Annotated in this window: 14 protein-coding genes; 4 read left to right on the top strand and 10 right to left on the bottom strand. The window is 62.1% G+C overall.

Translation table 11 applies throughout. From position 1 onward, the window contains the following. Window positions 1-5: 5 nt before the first annotated feature. Genes AAZQ98_RS12755 through AAZQ98_RS12765 form a run of 3 tightly spaced genes read right to left on the bottom strand, consistent with a single transcriptional unit; the run spans window position 6 to window position 6,918 of the window. Entirely contained in the window at window positions 6-3,323 is a 3,318-nt protein-coding gene (locus AAZQ98_RS12755; RefSeq protein WP_434692755.1) for an ATP-dependent helicase, read from the bottom strand. Then, window positions 3,320-6,532: an ATP-dependent helicase gene (locus AAZQ98_RS12760; RefSeq protein ID WP_434692756.1), complete on the bottom strand. Its 3,213-nt coding sequence runs from the start codon at window positions 6,530-6,532 to the stop codon at window positions 3,320-3,322. Before AAZQ98_RS12760 ends, AAZQ98_RS12755 begins: the two co-directional genes overlap by 4 nt. After that, entirely contained in the window at window positions 6,529-6,918 is a 390-nt protein-coding gene (locus AAZQ98_RS12765) for an MGMT family protein (protein ID WP_166650728.1), read from the bottom strand. Before AAZQ98_RS12765 ends, AAZQ98_RS12760 begins: the two co-directional genes overlap by 4 nt. A gap of 88 nt (window positions 6,919-7,006) precedes the next feature. On the opposite strand from AAZQ98_RS12765, the gene AAZQ98_RS12770 reads away from it, so the two are divergent. The 4 genes from AAZQ98_RS12770 to AAZQ98_RS12785 all read left to right on the top strand — a co-directional run bounded on the left by AAZQ98_RS12770 (window position 7,007) and on the right by AAZQ98_RS12785 (window position 10,550). After that, a complete protein-coding gene (locus tag AAZQ98_RS12770) occupies window positions 7,007-7,690 on the top strand; it encodes a 3'-5' exonuclease (RefSeq protein ID WP_105657505.1) in 684 nt (227 codons plus the stop codon). Between the two features lie 246 nt (window positions 7,691-7,936). Continuing rightward, a complete protein-coding gene (locus AAZQ98_RS12775; protein WP_434692760.1) occupies window positions 7,937-8,929 on the top strand; it encodes a methionine ABC transporter ATP-binding protein in 993 nt (330 codons plus the stop codon). A 3-nt stretch (window positions 8,930-8,932) separates the two neighbouring features. Continuing rightward, window positions 8,933-9,598: a methionine ABC transporter permease gene (locus AAZQ98_RS12780; protein ID WP_105657507.1), complete on the top strand. Its 666-nt coding sequence runs from the start codon at window positions 8,933-8,935 to the stop codon at window positions 9,596-9,598. 103 nt (window positions 9,599-9,701) lie between these two features. Continuing rightward, a complete protein-coding gene (locus AAZQ98_RS12785) occupies window positions 9,702-10,550 on the top strand; it encodes a MetQ/NlpA family ABC transporter substrate-binding protein (RefSeq protein ID WP_332489383.1) in 849 nt (282 codons plus the stop codon). Between the two features lie 176 nt (window positions 10,551-10,726). On the opposite strand, the gene hemL is transcribed toward AAZQ98_RS12785, so the two are convergent. The 7 genes from hemL to hemG form a co-directional block, all read right to left on the bottom strand. Beyond that, window positions 10,727-12,034 (bottom strand): glutamate-1-semialdehyde 2,1-aminomutase, encoded by a 1,308-nt coding sequence (gene hemL / locus AAZQ98_RS12790; RefSeq protein ID WP_434692762.1) that lies wholly within the window; start codon window positions 12,032-12,034, stop codon window positions 10,727-10,729. A 4-nt stretch (window positions 12,035-12,038) separates the two neighbouring features. Further along, a complete protein-coding gene (gene hemB / locus AAZQ98_RS12795; protein WP_400288343.1) occupies window positions 12,039-13,022 on the bottom strand; it encodes a porphobilinogen synthase in 984 nt (327 codons plus the stop codon). Window positions 13,023-13,084: 62 nt separating this feature from the next. After that, a complete protein-coding gene (locus tag AAZQ98_RS12800) occupies window positions 13,085-13,876 on the bottom strand; it encodes a uroporphyrinogen-III synthase (protein ID WP_434692764.1) in 792 nt (263 codons plus the stop codon). Between the two features lie 9 nt (window positions 13,877-13,885). Next, entirely contained in the window at window positions 13,886-14,860 is a 975-nt protein-coding gene (gene hemC, locus AAZQ98_RS12805) for a hydroxymethylbilane synthase (RefSeq protein WP_434692766.1), read from the bottom strand. Then, window positions 14,857-16,062, bottom strand: coding sequence for a ferrochelatase (locus AAZQ98_RS12810; RefSeq protein ID WP_332488642.1), 1,206 nt, complete (start codon window positions 16,060-16,062; stop codon window positions 14,857-14,859). The genes hemC and AAZQ98_RS12810 overlap by 4 nt, the downstream gene beginning before the upstream one ends. Then, on the bottom strand, window positions 16,059-16,745 hold the full coding sequence (hemQ, locus tag AAZQ98_RS12815; protein ID WP_105657676.1) for a hydrogen peroxide-dependent heme synthase: 687 nt from the start codon (window positions 16,743-16,745) through the stop codon (window positions 16,059-16,061). The genes AAZQ98_RS12810 and hemQ overlap by 4 nt, the downstream gene beginning before the upstream one ends. A gap of 92 nt (window positions 16,746-16,837) precedes the next feature. Further along, entirely contained in the window at window positions 16,838-18,430 is a 1,593-nt protein-coding gene (gene hemG, locus AAZQ98_RS12820) for a protoporphyrinogen oxidase (RefSeq protein WP_434692768.1), read from the bottom strand. Window positions 18,431-18,486 lie beyond the last annotated feature (56 nt).

Here is an 18,486-nt window from a genome sequence, read left to right on the forward strand (position 1 = left end):
TGCGGCTAGCCTTCGAGCTGTTCAAACGCGCTGCTGATCATCAGTTCCAGTTCTTGCTCATCGGAGAGATACTCCGCGTGGATCGTAATGCCCGCCGCCACATAGTAGAAGGCGGCCTTGATCTCCTCTAGCGGGATTCCGTGCAGGCGTGACCAGCCCAGACGATACACCGCGAGCTGGACCAGCTTGCTCTTCAGATCCTTGCCGCTAGGAACTCGACCGGTTTTCCAGTCCAGCATCAGCCACGTACCGTCGTCCATCCGGAAGACGGCATCAATGCGGCCACGCACAGCCACCGGACCCACACGGGTCTCCAATGGAACCTCGACATAGGCCGGCTGCAGCTTGGACCATTCGCTGGATAGGAACGCTTCCTTCATGGATTCAAGGTCCAGCGCCTCATCAAGATAGCCATCTGCCGGATCCTGCAGGTCTCCCAGATCAAGCATTGACGTCTTCTCGTAGAACTCTTCAATCCAGGCATGGAACGCGGTACCGCGCCGTGCAGCCAGTCCCGGTCGACGCGGCACCGGGCGTCGAAGGTTTTCCAGTACCCCAACCGGGTCCTCGGCCAGCTCGACAAACAACGAAGCACGCACATGCTCAGGTGCCTCGATGCTGCGTTCACGGCCAGCCAAGAACTCGCGCTGGCTTAGAAGTTTCTCCGCTTCTTCAGCCCACTGCCTCCCGAAGCTGGTCAGCGGCTCATGATCTGCTGGAACGGATTCGAGATCCTTCGCCACATCCGCAATGACATTGCGCCGTGAATACGGGTATGGAGTCTTTTGCACTCCCCCCGTGACGACGGGGCCTTCCAATGGATCGTACGGCCACAGCGCTTCAAGGGGCGTCAAAGTGCTCGGGTTTTGTTCCGGCGCTTCCTCGTCCTTCACCCAGACCCCGATCTCCGCCTGGGGTTCCTCGCCTTCGGCCAGCGGAAGCAAACAGGTGAAGAATTCTGATGGCTCGGTTGGCTTGGTACGGGTGCTCGTCCAGACGCTGCTACTGCAAATCAGCAATGACTTGGCGCGGGTCACCGCGACATAGGCCAGGCGACGCTCTTCGGCAATGTGGTGGTCCTCTACCTGGTCCTTGAAGACCGATTCGGCTTCCAGCAGTTCCTTCAAGGCCGGCTGGTCGGTGTCCCATTGGGGCAGGTCGCGGGCGTCGCCACGGATTTCCCAGGGCAGCGCTTTGTCACCGCTGGTCCACCGGTCGGATTTGGAACCCGGGAACACCCCGTCGTTCAAGGTCATCACCGCCACGATGTCCCATTCCAATCCCTTGGACGCGTGAACCGTCAGCAATTGGACTGCCGCGGGGTCAGCATCTTCGCTTGGCAGCGGTAGTCCCTTTTCCTTTTCGGCGGCCTGTTCCATCCACATCAAGAAGCCGGACAGTTCAACGCGTGGCGCATTGCGGCAGTACTCGCGCACCACATCGGCGAAGGCATCGAGGTTGGCTCGCGCCTTGTCTCGAGATATCCACGGACGGGCAGCCACCTCGATGTCCAGATTCATGGCGCGTTCGGTCTCGCGAATCAGCGTTTCAAGGTCATCATTGGCCAGCAGCCGCAGGCCTGCGAGTTCATCGCGCAGGGCCGCCAAGCGCTCGTAGCCCGCTGCGCTAATGGTCCTGCCGTCATTGCTGGTCCACCCTTCCCTGGGCAGGAAGTCCAGTGCTTCGACGAGGCTGGCCGCATCATTGAGTTCGGCGCGTGCCGCCTCGGTCACTGCTTCTTCGGGGCTCTGCGCCTCTTCGTTTTCTGCCGGGTCTGGCTGCAGGCCACGGGCTCGCCGCCGTTCCAGCTGGCGGGACCAATCGGCGAAGGCCATCAAGTCTGCGGCACCCAGCCGCCAGCGCGCTCCGGCCAATAAGCGCATGAGCTTGTCGGAGCGCAGCGGGTCAACCAGCACGTGCAGGTACGAGACCAGGTCGGTGAGCTCAGGGGTGCTCAGCAATCCGGATAGTCCCACGAGCTGGTATTTGATGCCCCGCTCAGCGAGCACCTCGCCCATGATGCTCAACTGGGTACGATTTCGCGAGAGCACCGCACTGGTCTTCAGCTCGGAAGATGCCCTATTCTCGGCAACAATCATGTCGGCTATGGCTTCTGCCTCGTCGCGAACCGTCGCGCAACGGTTGAGCACCACACGGCCTGGCTTGGCATGCGCCGAGGAATCCAAGGGCTTGACCGAGACCGGGCCTTGATGCTGCGGCCCGCCGGCAGTGATGCTATTCGCTGCCGCGAGCACGTTGACCGTATTGCGCCATGCGATGGTCAGGTGCTTCACGTGGGCGACGTCCCGGCCTGTGTCCCGAACAATCGGGAAGACTTCTGGGAATCGGAACAGCTGACCGGCACTGGCCCCGCGGAATCCGTAGATGGATTGGTTAGGGTCACCCACCGCGGTGACCGGATGGCCTTCGCCATAGAGTTGAGAGAAGAGCACCATCTGCGCGTGCGAGGTGTCCTGGAATTCATCCAGCAGCACCACCTTGTGGCTAGCCCGTTCGGCGAGCGCAGCTGCCGGCACCTCCTGGGCGATACGCGCTGCGTGGGCCACCAAGTCGCCGTAGTCCATCACCCCGAGGCGCTTCTTTTCCCGGGCGTACTCTTCAGCCAACTCAGCGATGGTGGCACGTGAAGCCAGCTTGTCGATGAGCTTGAGGGCTACTTGGGTAGTTTTCTTGGGCTTCTCTGCGTCCATCGGCAAGGTGCGCAGGCGTGCCACCAGGTCATCAATCCACTGATGGGCCTCCGGTGCGGTGACCAAGTGCTCGGATGCTTCCGAACTGAAGGAAACGATGGCATCAATCAGTGTGCTGGTGGCACTGTTCAGGTGCTCGTAGTTGCCGGTGTATCTTTCCAGCACCGAGTGGGCCACCTGCCATGATTGGGCCGCGCCCAACAAGGCACTGTCTTCTTCAAGGCCAAGCCGCAGCCCATGGTCTTGGACCAGGGTGTTGGCGTAGGAGTGGTAGGTGGATACCGCAGGGTCCAGGAAGTCCCGGGTTTCTTCTGGGCTGAGCAGACCGGTGGCCACAAGCTGCGCGATCTTGGCACGGATACGCACGGAAAGCTCTCCCGCTGCCTTGCGGGTAAAGGTCACCCCGAGGATCTCTTCCGGTCGGACCAGTTGGTTGGCTACCAGCCAGACGACTTTGTCCGCCATGGTCTTGGTCTTGCCCGAGCCGGCGCCGGCGATGACCAGCATCGGTTCCAATGGCGCAGCGACTATCTCAGCCTGCTGCGCGGTGGGCGGAAACTGCTCGCCCAGGGCTGCGGAGAGTTCTTCTGGAGTGAATCTGATATTGCTCATGGTTCGGTGACCTGTCGTCCTTGGGCGCACAAAGGGCAGATTTCAGGCAGCGTGCAGTTGCCGAGGATCCCTGCGGCTCCCGAAACGTGCCGGGTAATGAATTCACTGTTTCCCATCAGCGAGGCAGCTTCGAAGATGAGCGTGCGGGCCCAGTCCTCTTCACCAATTGATGGTTGTTCACGGACCGAGGCGCCCTTGGTGCTGGTACCGACGTAGACCAAGGATGCGCCGGCTGGCTCATCCGGGAGTCCTGCAGTTTCCTCGTGATCTTGCAATGCACCGAGCTGGATTGCGGTTTGGTAGACGCCTAGCTGCGGGTGTTCCAAGGTTGCGTCCTTGGATGGCGCAGTGGAACCGGTTTTCAGATCAACGACCCTCACCTTGCCGTTGGCGTCAGCTTCGACGCGGTCGATAATTCCGCGAAGCTGGATATGCGTGCCGTCAGGGGCTGGAACCTCGATCTGGAACGGCATCTCGCGAGCCACCAGTTCGCGTCCTTCTTGGCGCATGGTGACGCAGTAGGCGGCGAACTTCTTGAGCATGCTATTGGCACGGTCGAAGTCCCTTTGACCTTCCCAGTTCTCCAGTTTTTCCAGCTCTGGCCAGCGTTGCTCCAGGATCTGCTGGTACTCGCTTCCGCTTGCATCGGGATGCTCTTCGGCGATGGAGTGGATCAGCGTACCCAAGGAGGCAGCGAAATCGCGGGCAGCGGTTCCACCAGCGCTTTGCACAAACCAGTTCAGCGGCGATTTCACCAGGGTTTCCACCTTCGACGGTGACACCCGCCGAGGCTGGTCTTCCGGGATTACCGGTTCATGGGTAGTCAGTTCGCGCAACCCCCACCAGGAACTTGGATGCGCCCCTCGCACCGGGCGCTCTGCGTGAGCCAGGCGTCCAAGCACGTGGGTGGCGTCCTGGTACAGGCTACCTGCTTCCACATCGTCCGGCGCTGGCACTGCCCCAAGGCCAGCGGCTCTGGCTCTCTCGGCGGTGCTGCGCAGCTCTGCCACCAAGGTTGGAAGCGAACGGATGCGCGGAACCGCGGTTGGTTCCCTGCCTTCTGGCCCCGGTGGCTCGACCAGGTCCAGGAAAGAGGAAGGCTGGCTGTCCTCGTTATCGACCGCCGTGCAAATCAGCTGGTCTCCAGCACGGGAGACGGCATTGCTGAAGCTGCGCAATTCGTCGTTGCGGATTTGGCGTACCAGATGCGTTGGCGTTCGGGTGGCCAGGAATTCAATGCCATGCTCCGCGGCGTCGGCGAGCGCATTGGAACCGAGCAGCTCGCCACGGAGCCGGAGGTTGGGCCAGGAGCCTTCTTGCAGCCCGGGGATAAAGACCACTGGCCATTGCTTTCCGGCAGCGGCAGCTGTAGTGAGAACCGTGACGGTTTGCCCACCGGCAGCACGGGTTGCCAAGGAGTCCATGGGCAATTCCTGCTGCAAGATGTGCTCGATGAACTGCTGGACGCTGGCGCCGGGAAGCTGATCCACAAAACGTTCTGCGGCTTGGAAAAGCGACAGGACAGCATCCAGGTCATGATCGGCGCGGCGGGCGGCAGTGCCGGTGCCCAGGGCCTCTTCGCGCCAGGCTTTGGCCCGGCCCGAGGCCTCCCACATCACCCAGAGCGCTGTTTCCGGTGTAGCGGTTCCGCTGGCCAGTTCGTCTTGCAGCGCAGAGTACATTTTCAGCAGCCGGTTCAGTCCGTAACCCGGCTTGCCCAATTTCTCGGCCATTGCCGGTTCACGCAGGCAGGATTCAAGCAACTCCTGGCTGGAGCGGCGTCCGCCGGCTGCGGCTTCCTGCTGGCGCAGGAGCTGGCGGATCCGGCGGATTTCCAAGGCGGTGCTCATCCCATAACGCGACAGCAGCAGGTTCTGCATCAGGAGCGGGTCATCGGTGACAGAATCGCTGAACGCCAAGTTCAACAGGTCAAGCAGCGGACGGACCGCACCTTCATCCTTCAATGGAATTTCAGCCGGTGGCACCTGCACGCCGATTCCCTGGCCTTCAAGAAAACGGCTGAAGGAGCGCACCTGTGAACCGTTGCGCACCACAATCGCGATTTCAGCTAGGCTGCGGTTCTCGTAGAGGTTCAGATGCACTATCCGCTGGGCAATGAAACGTTCTTCCAAGGTGGAATTCTCGAATACCAATGCCTGGCACAGTTCGTGTTCCGGCACGTTCAACGGCTCAATAGCTCGTCCGCGCAAGCCTGCCGCCAACGGCACGCGGCTGACGATCCGTTTCCATGCCTCCGTGATCCGTCCAGACATTCGATAGCCGTGGGTCAGTTCGAGGCTCGTCGCTTCGCCAGCACTCGCGTAATTTTGTGCGAAACGATGCAATTCATCGGTGCGGGCACCGCGGAATCCCTGAACTACGCTGTCGGGTGCAGCGAAAGCGACCATGGCGCGGTCCTTGCCGAGCAGAGCCAGGAGACGGTGCTGCGACAGGGTGGCTTCTTGCAGGTCATCCACGAGGATCAGGGCCAACCGGTCCTGTTCTGCGTGCAGGAACGCTTCATTGTCTTCCAGAATTTCCGCCGCCCGGGTAATCAGCCCTGCCGGGTCAAAAGCCTCGGCGCTGCCCAGATCCAGCAGGTCGCGGTATTCCTGGTAGAACAGCGCCGCAGCGTGCCATTCGGGGCGGTCGGCTTGCTGGCCGAGGTCAGCGATGTCTGCAGGTTCCAATCCCAGCTCTGAAACACGGTCGAAGAACTCGCGGATTTCCTTGCGGAAGCCGCGAGTCCCTACTGCCAGCGCCAGTTCGCTTGGCCACTGCGGTCCTTCGGTGAGGCCTTCGGCATGGCCTTCCAGCAGGTGGCCGATGAGGGTGTCCTGTTCCGGACCGGAGAGCAAGCGGGGAACGCGTTCGAGCTGGGGCAAGAGTCCTTCAACGCGGGCACGGCGGATCAAATCAAAGGCATAAGCCGACCAGGTGCGAACCACCGGTTCGGTGAAAGTCCGTTCTGCTCGGCGGCTGAGCTCATCACGGATCGAGGCAGCGGTCAGTCGAGTTGGCCCGATGATCAAGAGGGCCTGCGGATCGAGCCCGGCGTCAAGGTGCGCAACGGCGGTGTCGATGAGCAGATGGGTCTTGCCCGTACCCGGAGCCCCGGTGACCAGGACCGGGCTTTCCACCGAATGCAACTGGCCACGGACCGAGGTGGCTTCTTCGCGGGGCTGGCTTCGGGTCTCTTCCATACTCATAGTTGATCATCCATCTCGGACATTTTGGGGTTGCCCAGCGCCGTACGCAGCGCGTCAATTTTTTCCCACGCCCAGTCGTTGGGATTCCAGCGGTATCTATTCATGTTCACGTGACGGCCAGGTGCTGCCAGTTCTTCTGCGATCCAGTGCCGTTCTGCTGCTTCGGCAAGCGCATCGGCCATGGAACCGTTGGAGCGGATAATCCGCCACCATGGTGTCCCTTCCGGCGCGCTTGCCATCGCCTTGCCCGTTTGGCGTGCTCCCCCGCTTCCGAGAAGCTCTGCCACGTCCTTGTAGCTGAGCACCGCCCCTGCCGGGACGAGTGCTGCGAGGCGATGCACCGCCTCTGAATAGTCCAGGGGCTTTTCGGCTGCGTCAGATGTCATAGCCCTATTCTGCCAATTAGCTTGCAGGACTCCACAACACGCAATTCGCAGGGCCGTCCTGTCCCACCTTGGCTGTAGCGTTGTATCCATGACTGAATGGCATAAGGGCCTGGCAATTGGCTTTGATTTGGAAACCACTGGTGTTGATACCAATACTGCACGCATCGTTACGGCATCGGTTGTCTTGCTGGATGCAGATGGCAAAGTGGTGAACAACCGCGAGTGGCTGGTAAACCCCGGGGTCGAGATTCCAGAGGCCGCGGCCGCAGTTCACGGAATCTCCACCGAGAAAGCCCGCGCCGACGGTGCCCCGGCGAAACAGTCCGTTCAGGAGATCTTGAATTTGCTGAAGTTCGCCTCGGAGCAAGCGCCAATCGTTGCTTTTAATGCTTCGTACGATTTCTCAGTGCTCTACAGCGAAGCCGTTCGCTACGACCTTGAGCCGTTTTTCCCGGGCAATGTGATCGATCCGTTCATCATCGACAAGCAGGTTGACAAGTTCCGCAAGGGGAAGCGCACCCTTGCGGCGGCTTGCGAGTTCTACGGTGTAGTCCTCGAAAATGCGCACACCTCGTTGGCTGATGCAGTTGCCTGCGTCGAGGTCGCTCGCCAGCTGGGCGAACGCTATCCGCAGTTGCAAGTAGATCCGATGGTGCTGCACGGGTGGCAGATCGGTTGGGCGAAAGAACAAGCAGAAAGTTTCCAGAAATACTTGCGCAAGACGAAGCCTGAAGCTGTTGTCGACGGCGCTTGGCCTATCACCGAGTCGTAAAGATTGAAATAATCAGCTTCTTGTGCCCCGTTTCACATGGGGTCAACAGGCCTTGCGACCACCATGCGGAAGCCAATCGTTCATTTTCTGTCACAAATCAACAAATTATATTCGAAGACTCCCCCATTAAGGCCTCATACTAAGAATCTTGACTGCAATTTCCCCTTGATTCGGGCGATTTTGTTCGATGATGATTCAATGGAGGGTACTCTCTACACCCTTTGAGAATCTGAAGGAACACGCCTAGTGATCACAGTCAGTGACCTGCGCAAGGTCTACCAGCAAGACGGCAAGGATGTTGTTGCCCTTGATGGTGTCAGCCTTGAAGTCCCTACCGGGAAAATTCATGGCATCGTCGGACATTCCGGAGCGGGTAAATCCACTCTCGTCCGATGCTTGACCTTGCTCGACCAGCCCACATCCGGAACCGTTGCCGTTAACGGCAAGGAGCTGACCAACGTCAGCACCGACGAGTTGCGGAATGCGCGACGTCGAATTGGCATGGTTTTCCAGCACGCGAACCTCTTCGACTCGCGCACCACCGAGCAGAATGTGGCATACCCGCTGGAGCTTGGTGGCATGCCCAAAGCCGAAATTAATGCCAAGGTCGCTGAACTCCTGGAGCTCGTGGGCCTGACCAGGTTCGCCAAGGGGTACCCATCCCAGCTTTCCGGTGGCCAGCGCCAGCGCGTTGGTATCGCCCGGGCGCTGGCCACCGATCCGGATGTCCTGCTCTGTGATGAGCCGACCAGTGCCTTGGATCCGAAGACCACCGATGAAATCCTCGATTTGGTCAAGAAGCTGCGCGATCGGTTGAATATCACCGTGCTGATCATTACCCACGAAATGCACGTCGTGAAGCAAGCCTGCGATTCCGTTTCGCTGCTGGAAGGCGGCAAGATCGTGGAGCACGGCAATATCGAACAGGTCATCACCAACGCCGAAGGCACATTGGCTTCCACGTTGCTTCCGCTTCCGGGCGATGCACCACGCGTCGAGGGCGAAGGACCGATCCTGGACCTGCTCTACACCGGCGGCCAGGCGACCCAGCCTGTCATCTCTTCCATTGCCCGCTTGTTCAATACCGATGTCAATGTCTTGGCTGGTTCGGTCGAGCAGCTTGGCAACCAGCAGTACGCGCACTTGCGCCTGCAGCTGGTTCCCGACGCGGATCTGGATGCAATCGTGAACCACCTGAAGTCCACCGGCATCGCCGTAACCGTGAAGGGAGCCAAGTAAGCAATGGATTTCTTTACACCCACAGTGCTCAAAGCCGTAGGCCAAGCGACCGTCGAAACCCTGCAAATGGTCTTGATCTCAGGTGTGATCACCGTGATCATCGGACTGCTGCTGGGTATCTTGCTTCATGTCACTGGCAAAGGCGGACTGGCGCCGGTCCGCTGGCTAAACGCGATTCTCTCCACGGTGATCGTGAACATCACCCGTTCCGTCCCGTTCGCCATCTTAATGGTCGCCCTGATTCCGTTCGCCGCGATGCTCATCGGCACCGCGCTGGGCCCGATCGCTGCCTCGGTCTCTTTGACCATCGGCACGGTCCCATTTTTCGCCCGCCTGGTGGAAACCGCCTTGCGCGATGTTTCCGCTGGCAAGGTCGATGCCGCGCTGGTGATGGGTTCCACCAAGCTGCAAACCATTCGCAAGGTCCTGGTGCCTGAAGCCATGCCCGGCATCATTTCGGCCGTCACCACCACTCTGGTGACCTTGATCGGCTACTCCGCGATGGCTGGCTTGGTAGGCGGTGGCGGTTTGGGTCGTCTGGCCTACAACTACGGCTACGTCCGCTACAACATGCCCATCATGCTTGCGACCATCGTGATTATCGTGATCATGGTCCAGCTGGTGCAGGTCATCGGTGATGCGATCGCCCGCAAGGTCGATCACCGCTAGTCAAAACTTCCGCCGGTCTATCCGGCGGAGCCGTGGAACCGCTGAGGACACGGCAAATCCACTCGCATCGTGCCTCACGGCTCTACCTAAGGAAAGACAAGTTATGCGCAAGAAACTCGCACTCGCCATCACCGGTGTTGCCACCGCATTCGCCCTGACCGCTTGCGGCAGCAGCGAACCAACTGCTGATGCTGCAGCGACCCTGGATCCGGCAAACCCTACGGTTATCAAGGTAGGCGCCAGCCCGGTCCCACAGGCAGACATCCTGAACTTCATCGATGAGAACTTGGCGAAGGAAGCCGGCATCGACTTGGAAGTCATGGAGATCGATGACTACGTCACCCCGAACACCGGACTTGCCGACGGCTCGCTGGATGCCAACTACTTCCAGACCGAGGCCTACCTGGCTACCGAGATGAAGGAAAAGGGCTACGAGTTCGCGCACGGCGCTGGCGTTCATGTGGAGCCAATGACCGTCTTCTCGAAGAAGTTCAAGGACGCCAAGGACGTCGCAGAAGGCACCAAGGTACTGCTGAACAACGACCCGGTGAATCAGATCCGCGGCATGCGCGTCCTAGAAGAAGCAGGGCTGCTGCAGAACCTCAGCGATGATGATTCCCTGCTGACCGTCAACGGCAACGCGGACAAGAACCCGCTAAACCTCGAAATCACTGACGCCAACGCCGAGCAGGTCGTCCAGTACTACAAGTCCGATGATTCCATCGGCTTGGCGGTCATCAACGGCAACTACATCGTCCAGGCCAAGCTGGACAAAGCAGAGATGCTTGCCCAGGAGTCGGGCGAGAACAACCCCAACGCTAACTTCCTGACCTGGCGCGACGGCGAAGAGACCCCGGCTGTTGCGAAGCTTGAAGAGCTGTTGCACTCCGATGAGGTCCGCGACTACATCGAGAAGACCTGGACCGACGGCAGCGTTATCGCCGCTTTCTAATCCGGTTTCCAGCCACGGGGCATTCCCGAACGCTTGAACCTTGACTGCCCGAGTTCCGTATACGGAACTCGGGCAGTTCCGTTTCCCGCCGTCTTTCCAGGCTTAAATAAGCCAGGGCCAGGCAAGCACCTCACGGTGCCTGCCTGGCCCTGGCTGTTGCCCTCGGGAGCCTGCGATTAGGCCGTGGCGGCCGCAGCGGCCCGGGCAGCTGCTGGGAGGGCCGCGAAGATCTTCTCCATTGCGGCATCATCATGGGCCGCCGAGACGAACCATGCTTCGAAGACGCTTGGCGGCAGGTACACCCCGGAGTCCAGCATCGAGTGGAAGAACGGTGCATAGCGGAAGGCTTCCTGCCCCTGCGCGTCAGCGTAGTTGCGCACTCCCCTTTCGGAGGTGCCGAAAGCTACCGAGAACAAGGTACCGGCGCGCTGGATCGAGTGGTCCAGGCCAGCAGCATTGAAGGATTCGGTGATTGCACCCTGCAGCGCCTCGGACTGCTTGGCCAGGTGCGCGTAGACGTCCTCGGTCGCGTGGGTCAGCTGGGCGATGCCGGCAGCCATCGCGACCGGGTTGCCCGACAGCGTGCCTGCCTGGTAGACCGGACCCAATGGTGCCAGGTAGTCCATGACCTCAGCGCGTCCACCCAGGGCTGCCGTTGGCAAACCGCCGCCGATGACCTTGCCGAAGGTGTAGAGGTCTGCGTTCCAGCCCTCCTCCTTGCCGGTCAGGCCCCAGTAGCCCGATGAGGAAGCGCGGAAGCCGGTGAGGACCTCGTCGAGGATCAGCAGCGCGCCGTGCTTGGCGGTAGTTTCCTTCAGGAACTTGTTGAAGCCGTCCTCTGGAACTACGACACCCATGTTGCACGGAGCAGATTCGGTAATCACCGCAGCGATATTCGCACCGTGCTCGGCGAAGGCGGCCTCGATGGCGGCGCGGTCGTTGTAGGGCAGCACCAGGGTCTCTGCTGCCGTGGCAGCGGTCACGCCGGCGGAACCTGGCAAGGCCAGGGTGGCAACACCCGAGCCGGCGTCGGCCAGCAGGCCGTCGAGGTGGCCGTGGTAGCAGCCGGAGAACTTGATGACCAGGTCCCGGCCGGTGTAGCCGCGAGCCAGGCGGACGGCGGTCATGGTGGCTTCGGTGCCGGTGGAGACCATGCGCACGCGTTCCACCCCGCCCATGCGGGACTTGATCAGCGTGCCGAGCTTGGCCTCATCCGGAGTGGATGCGCCGAAGGACAATCCGCGGTCCACGGCCGCGTGCACGGCAGCCTGGATCTCCGGGTGGGCGTGGCCCAGCAGTGCCGGACCCCATGAGCACACCAGGTCGACATACTCCTTGCCGTCGGCGTCGGTCAGGTATGCGCCCTTGGCGCCGACCATGAATGGAGGAACACCGCCGACCGAACCGAAGGCGCGCACCGGGGAGTTCACGCCACCTGGCATGACTTCGCGGGCTTCGGCGAAAAGCTTTTCAGAGTTCGACATGTTATTACTTGCCTTCCTTGAGCCAGCCGGCAACTTCGGCTGCATAGTAGGTGAGGATCTGCTGGGCGCCGGCGCGCTTGATCGACAGCAGCGATTCAAGCACGGAGGCCTTGCGGTCAATCCAGCCGTTGGCGGCGGCGGCCTCGATCATCGAGTACTCGCCGGAAATCTGGTAGGCGGAGACTGGAACTGGGGAAATATCGGCAATATCGCGCACGATATCCAGGTAGCTCATGGCCGGCTTGACCATGATCATGTCCGCGCCTTCGGCAATATCCAGTTCAGCTTCCAGCACCGCTTCGCTGCGGTTGGCCGAATCCATCTGGTAGGTGCGGCGGTCCCCCACCAGCTGGGAGTCCACTGCCTCGCGGAACGGGCCGTAGAAGGCGCTGGCGTACTTGGCGCTGTAGGCGAGGATGGAGACGTCCTGGCGCCCGGCAGCATCCAGTGCCTGGCGGATGACGCCGATCTGGCCGTCCATCATGCCCGACGGGCCCAGCATGTGGGCTCCGGCCTCGGCCTGGGCCACGGCCATTTGGCCGTAGATTTCCAAGGTCGCATCGTTATCCACGTTGCCCTGGGCATCGAGCACGCCGCAATGGCCGTGCGAGGTGAATTCATCCAGGCAGACATCGGACATGACTACGAGTTCATCGCCCACCTCGGCGCGCACCGCGGCAATGCCGCGGTTCAAGATGCCCTGCGGGTCCAGACCGGCCGAGCCATTCTCGTCGCGTACTTCCGGGATGCCGAAGAGCATGATGCCACCCAGCCCCAGCTCGGCCGCGTTCGCCGCGGCAGCCTTCAGCGAGTCCATGGTGTGCTGGTAGACCCCCGGCATGGAGGTGATCTCGTTGGGTTCGCCCAGTCCCTCGCGCACGAAGGCAGGCAAGATCAGTTGGCGTGCCGAAAGCTCATTTTCTGCCACCAGGCGGCGGATGGCAGGATTCTGCCGCAACCGGCGCGGGCGATGCTGAGGGAAACCCATGGCTCCTCTTTCTCCAGTTCTCATAACTTCTTATTCCGTTGTGCACACTTCCGGACCCGGAGTTACCGGTGCCGGAGCAAATCTTGGGCCGCACGGGCCAGGCCCTGCGGGGTGGGAGCGGAGGCCACGGCATGCACCGGCAGCCCGGCACGCTCCATGGCCCGGGCCGTTGGATGGCCAATCGCGATGGTCTGCAGCTTCCCGGGCAGCTGCGTCCCTGCCAGCTGCACGAAGCGGCGGACTACGCTGGGCGCCGAGAAGACCACCAAATCCTGTTCTTCCAGTCTGTCACCGATCCGGTTCGCCGGTAGGACGTTGAGTCCGGCTGCCGCTTCCGGCTCAGTCACCGGGGTGCCGGGCGCCGGGGCATCCACGGTTTCATAGGTAATGAATTCGTTGACCTGCACCGGGTATTTGCCCAGCCCATCAGCCAGCGTGGAGCTGGCCAGATCGCCGTGCGGATAGCAGATCCTGGCACCCGGCTCCGGGATCCATGCCGCAAGCATGCCGGCAGCCGATTGCTCTTCAGCTTCGAAGTCCACGCTGCGGCCCAAGTGCCGTTCGATGGCCTCGGTGGTCTTCTCCCCAACCGAGGCCAGACGCAGTTGCTCCGGCAGGAGCGCTCCAGCCAGGACCTGCTGCACCACCTTGACGGTATTCACCGAGGTGAAGACCAGCCAGGAGTAGTCTCCGGCAACCAGATCGCTGGCCATGCGCTGCAACGCGCTGCGGTCGGCGGGCCAAACAGTTTCGATCAGCTGGGCGCACCACGACGTGATGCCCAGCCGATCGAATTCCTGCACGGTGGCCGCGGCACGTGCCGGATTGCGCAGGATCAGTGCTTGATAGGCCATGGTCCGGAACTAGGCCAGCCCGGCAACTACGGCGGCGCCATCAGCGATCATCGACTGCGCCAGCGAACGGCCCAGCTGCTGTGCTGCATCCGCCGTGCTGCAGGAGATCCGCGCACTGCGGCGCATGGTCTGCGAGCCATCGGGGTTGCAGGCGACCGCTTCGAGGACCAGTTCATCGCCCTCGATATGGGCCAAGGCGCCAATCGGGGCAGCACAGCCGGCTTCCAATTCGGAGAGCAGCGCACGTTCGGCCTCCACCTGCATGCGGGTGGCGGCATCATCGAACTGCGCCAGAGCCGCATCCAATGCGCCGTGGCCGGTGCCCGCAGTACGGGTTTCCAGCGCCAAGGCGCCCTGGCCCGGGGCGGGCAGCATGATGGAAGGATCCAGGTACTCGGTGATGTGCTTGTCCAGGCCCAGGCGGCGCATCCCGGCAGCTGCCAGGATCACCGCGTCCAGGTCGCCCTGGGTGCCACGGCCCACGCTGCCGTCATCCAGCGTCTTCCCGACACCCTTGACCCGGCCTAAGCGGGTGGGGACGTTGCCGCGGATATCGACAATCTCGAAGTCGCTGCGGTAGGCCAGCAGCTGGGCTGCACGGCGCGGCGAACCGGTACCGATCTTCGCACCCTGGGGCAGCTGGTCCAAGCCCAGCGAGTCGCGCGAGCACAGGGCATCGCGGACATCCTCGCGCGGCGGGATCGAGGCCAGGACCAGGCCCTCGGGCTGCGCGGTGGGCAGGTCCTTGAGCGAGTGCACGGCCAGGTCGCAGCCGGAATCGAGCAGGTGCTGGCGCAGCGCGGCGGCGAAGACGCCGGTGCCACCGAGGGTGGCCAGCGAGCCGGTCACCACATCGCCTTCGGTCTTGACCAGCACGGTCTGCACGGCCAACCCGGAAATCCCGACCAGCTTCTGCGCGGCCCATCCGGTCTGGGTGGTCGCCAGCGCGCTGCCGCGCGTTCCTACGCGAAATGCTTCGGTCATGGCTGGGGTACACCAACTTCTGAATCGACTGCGCCGATGGTCGGACGCAAGGTTCCGTCCAGGGCGCGCTTCTCGCAGCAGCCCGGACGGCAGACATCAAACCATGGGCCGCCTTCGAGAACCGAGGTGCGGCCGGCGCGCAGGGCTTTGCCATCGGGACCGGCCAGGCGTTCTTCGACCAAGTCGACCAGGCCGGAGATGAACGCCTGGTGGGTGCCAGGGGTGGCGACGCGGTCAAAGGCCAGGCCCAGTTGGGCGCAGCTGTCCTTGGCTTCGGTATCCAGATCCCACATGACTTCCATGTGGTCCGAAATGAAGCCGATGGGCACGACCACGACGCCGGCGACACCGGCTGCGGCATCTTCTTCCAGCGCGTCGTTGATATCCGGTTCCAGCCACGGCACATGCGGCGCCCCGGAGCGGGACTGGTAGACCAGGCTGTGCTCCAGGCCCTTGGCCTCCTCTACCTGGGACAGGATGTAGTTGGCCACCGCCTGGTGCTGGCTGGTGTAGAGATTCCCGTAGCCTGCGGCCCGGATACCTTCGGGTCCTGCGGCCTCGGCGTCGGCCATCGGAATGGAGTGGGTGACGAAGACGATCTTGATCGCCCCGTCTTCCTTGCCTGCTTCGGCCAGCTGCGCACGCACATTGGCCAGCGAGGAACGCAAGGACTGCGCAAAGGGCGTCACGAAGGCAGGAGTGTCGAAGAACTGGCGCAGCTTGTCCACTTCCACCACACCGTCCAGCCCGGTGTTGACAAGGCCCATGCCCGCATCCTCGCGGTACTGGCGGCAGGCCGAGTAACCGGAGTAGGCGCCGGTGCCCATGAGCAGCACCTTGCGGTGGCCGTCGGCGGCCAGCTGCTTGAGGGTGTCGTCGATAAACGGGTGCCAGTTGCGGTTGCCCCAGTAAATGGGCAGGTCGATGCCGCGGGTAGCCAGCTCGGCCTCCAGCGCGGCCTTCAAAGCACGGTTCTGCGCGTTGATTGGCGAGACGCCGCCGTTCTTGCGGTAGTGCACCGCAACTTCTTCCAGGCGCTCGTCCGGGATGCCGCGGCCCTCGGTGACCTTGCGCAGGAACGGGATGACATCATCCTGCCCTTCCGGTCCGCCGAAGGATGCCAGCAAGATGGCATCGTAGGACTTGGGAATCATCTGGCCGTTGCGGTCATATCCCTCGCGGGGGTCAAAGGCCTGGCTCACTTCAGTACCTCTAGCGCCTCAGCTGCCGAGATGCGGCGGCCGGTGTAGAACGGAGTCTCCTCACGCACATGGTGGCGGGCTTCGGTGTAGCGCAGGTGGCGCATCATGTCGACGAGATCGATCATGTCATCGGCTTCGAGGCAGATCTGCCATTCGTAGTCGCCGAAGGAGAAGGCCGCTACGGTGTTGGCCAGCACGTTCGGGAATTCGCGGCCCAGGATGCCGTGGTCGCGCAGCATCTTGCCGCGGGCTGCTGGATCCAGGGTGTACCACTCGGTGGAGCGGACGAATGGGTAAACGGTCATCCATTCCTTCGGATCCAGGCCGCGCGCGAACGCTGGCGAGTGGTCCTTGGCGAATTCGGCTTCACGGTGCACGGCCATGGTGGAGTAGACGATTTCGGTGCCGGCCAGCAGGGCCGAACGGCGGATCTTGCGCATCGATGCCTGCAGCAGCTGGGCCGACGGCCCGTGCACCCAGAACATCACGTCAGCGTCCTCGCGCATGGCCGAAACGTCGTAGATGCCGCGCACGGTGGCGCCTTCGGCGGCCAGCTCGGCGACCAGCGCATCGAATTCAGCGGCAGCAGCCTCGGAACGCTCGACAATTTCCGAACGCTTGAAAATGGTCCAGAGAGTGTAGAAGAACGTCGGGTTTTCTCCTGCATTTTCGCGTTCACGAATTACTGGGGAATTATGCTCCGGTGCGTTGCTCACTTGATATTCTCCTTGATCTGGTTTCGGACAAAAGTCCAGGATAGTTGGCCCGGGTACGGCTAGCGGGCGCTGATCGCGACGGCACTGCGGGCTTGGGCGATAACTCGCGCCAGTCCGGTGCCGGCAATCCATGCGCCAACCACATCGAGCCCTTCGAAGCCCGACAGGCTGCGCTGCAGTTGCGCGCGGCGCGCGGTAGCGGCCTGGCCCTGCAGCGGAACCATGTCGCTGAAGCGTGAAACGGTGCTTCCCAAGACATCATCAAGATGCAATTGAACACCGAGAATCTTTGAAGCATCTTTGATTGCCTGGTCGATGAGAGCTGAATCATCTCCGGATTCGACAAGTTGCTCATGTTCGCCGATTCGTCCAAAGGACAGGCGCAGTACGTGGGTGCCAGGGCCGGCCTCTGCGGCGAGCCAGGGCCACTTGGCCGTGGAATGGGTCAGCGCCTTGGCCGTCAGCGGGGCGTTCCTGGAGACCAGCACACCCGATCCGCGCGGGGCATCATCGAGTTCCGGCTTATCGACCACCAGGATCGCCAAGGCAATGGCATTGGCACCGCTTTCGCCGGCGATCCGCTCTTCTGGTGCCAGCAGGGGGTTCAGCAGGTCCAGTGCCGGCTCGGCCGGCGTCGCGAGAACTACCCGGTCAGCGAGCAGTTCATGGCCCAGGGTCGTGACTGCATACGGAGTTGGCGACTGCGCATCGTGGCGCAAGGAGGTCACCGGCGAATTGCGCACCAGCGCAACGCCAGCCTGCTCCAGCTGGGAAACCAGGGCTTCGACCATGGTGTACATGCCGCCGTTGAGGCCAGCCACACGGGAACCAGCCGGAGCCGAAGCCTGCAGCCGGGTGACGGCGCGGGCCAGCGAACCGGTCTCCTGCATGGCTTGGCGCAGGCCAGGCGCGGCGGCGTCAATGGAAATCTTGGCAGGGTCGGTGGAATAGACGCCGTTGATGACCGGGGCCACCAGCTGGTCCAGTACCGCCTGTCCCATGCGGGAACGGACCACTTCAGCGATGGTCAGGTTCTCCGTGGCCCACTTCTTGTTCATTGGCGTGATCAGATCCGCTGCGGCACGCACGGTGGCCGGTCGGCCAATGATGCCGCGCACCTCGTCGGTGCGCACATTGCCCGGGATGCCCAGCATTGCGGTGGCAGGCATCTGGTGAGCATGAATTTCCTGCTCTTCCCCCTGGATGAGCCAGGCCCGCTCTCCGGAGGTCCTGGCGATCTGCCCGCCCAGCTCCAGCTCGTCGAGGTAGGAGGAAACAATGCCGCCACGCAGGGCGAAGGATTCCGCGCCAGCATCAATTTCCATGCCGGCAACTTCGGTGGTGCGCACGCAGCCACCGAAGTTCGAGGTTGCTTCCAGCACGGTCACTTCGTGTCCGGTCTGGCGAAGTTCACGGGCAGCGACCAGGCCTGCGATGCCGCCACCGATCACCACCGCATGCGGGGCCAATGGCTTCTGGGCCTGATCGGCCGATTCGCTCTTCGCTAGGCGTGCTTCGCTGGCGCTGCGCACCTTTTCCAGCAGGCGCAAGGCATGCGCTGCGGCATCGTTGGCAATATCGCGTCGCGGTTTGGACGCGCCGGTGGCTTCAGCTGAATCCCCTGCGCGCAGATTGCGCTGTTCCTTGCTCACGTGCCTAGCACCTTCTACCTTCACAATATGCCGATGCCCTGTTCCCTGCCCATGGC

Source organism: Glutamicibacter sp. Je.9.36 (assembly GCF_051129975.1).
In the GTDB taxonomy this organism is placed as follows: Bacteria; Actinomycetota; Actinomycetes; order Actinomycetales; family Micrococcaceae; genus Glutamicibacter.

Excerpts from the sequence above, each read along its gene's own strand:
- hemB (WP_400288343.1), bottom strand. The coding sequence starts at position 13,022 with ATGGGTTTCCCTCAGCATCGCCCGCGCCGGTTGCGGCAGAATCCTGCC.
- AAZQ98_RS12770 (WP_105657505.1), top strand. The coding sequence starts at position 7,007 with ATGACTGAATGGCATAAGGGCCTGGCAATTGGCTTTGATTTGGAAACC.
- AAZQ98_RS12760 (WP_434692756.1), bottom strand. The coding sequence starts at position 6,532 with ATGAGTATGGAAGAGACCCGAAGCCAGCCCCGCGAAGAAGCCACCTCG.
- hemC (WP_434692766.1), bottom strand. The coding sequence starts at position 14,860 with ATGACCGAAGCATTTCGCGTAGGAACGCGCGGCAGCGCGCTGGCGACC.
- AAZQ98_RS12780 (WP_105657507.1), top strand. The coding sequence starts at position 8,933 with ATGGATTTCTTTACACCCACAGTGCTCAAAGCCGTAGGCCAAGCGACC.
- AAZQ98_RS12765 (WP_166650728.1), bottom strand. The coding sequence starts at position 6,918 with ATGACATCTGACGCAGCCGAAAAGCCCCTGGACTATTCAGAGGCGGTG.
- hemL (WP_434692762.1), bottom strand. The coding sequence starts at position 12,034 with ATGTCGAACTCTGAAAAGCTTTTCGCCGAAGCCCGCGAAGTCATGCCA.
- AAZQ98_RS12800 (WP_434692764.1), bottom strand. The coding sequence starts at position 13,876 with ATGGCCTATCAAGCACTGATCCTGCGCAATCCGGCACGTGCCGCGGCC.
- AAZQ98_RS12755 (WP_434692755.1), bottom strand. The coding sequence starts at position 3,323 with ATGAGCAATATCAGATTCACTCCAGAAGAACTCTCCGCAGCCCTGGGC.
- AAZQ98_RS12785 (WP_332489383.1), top strand. The coding sequence starts at position 9,702 with ATGCGCAAGAAACTCGCACTCGCCATCACCGGTGTTGCCACCGCATTC.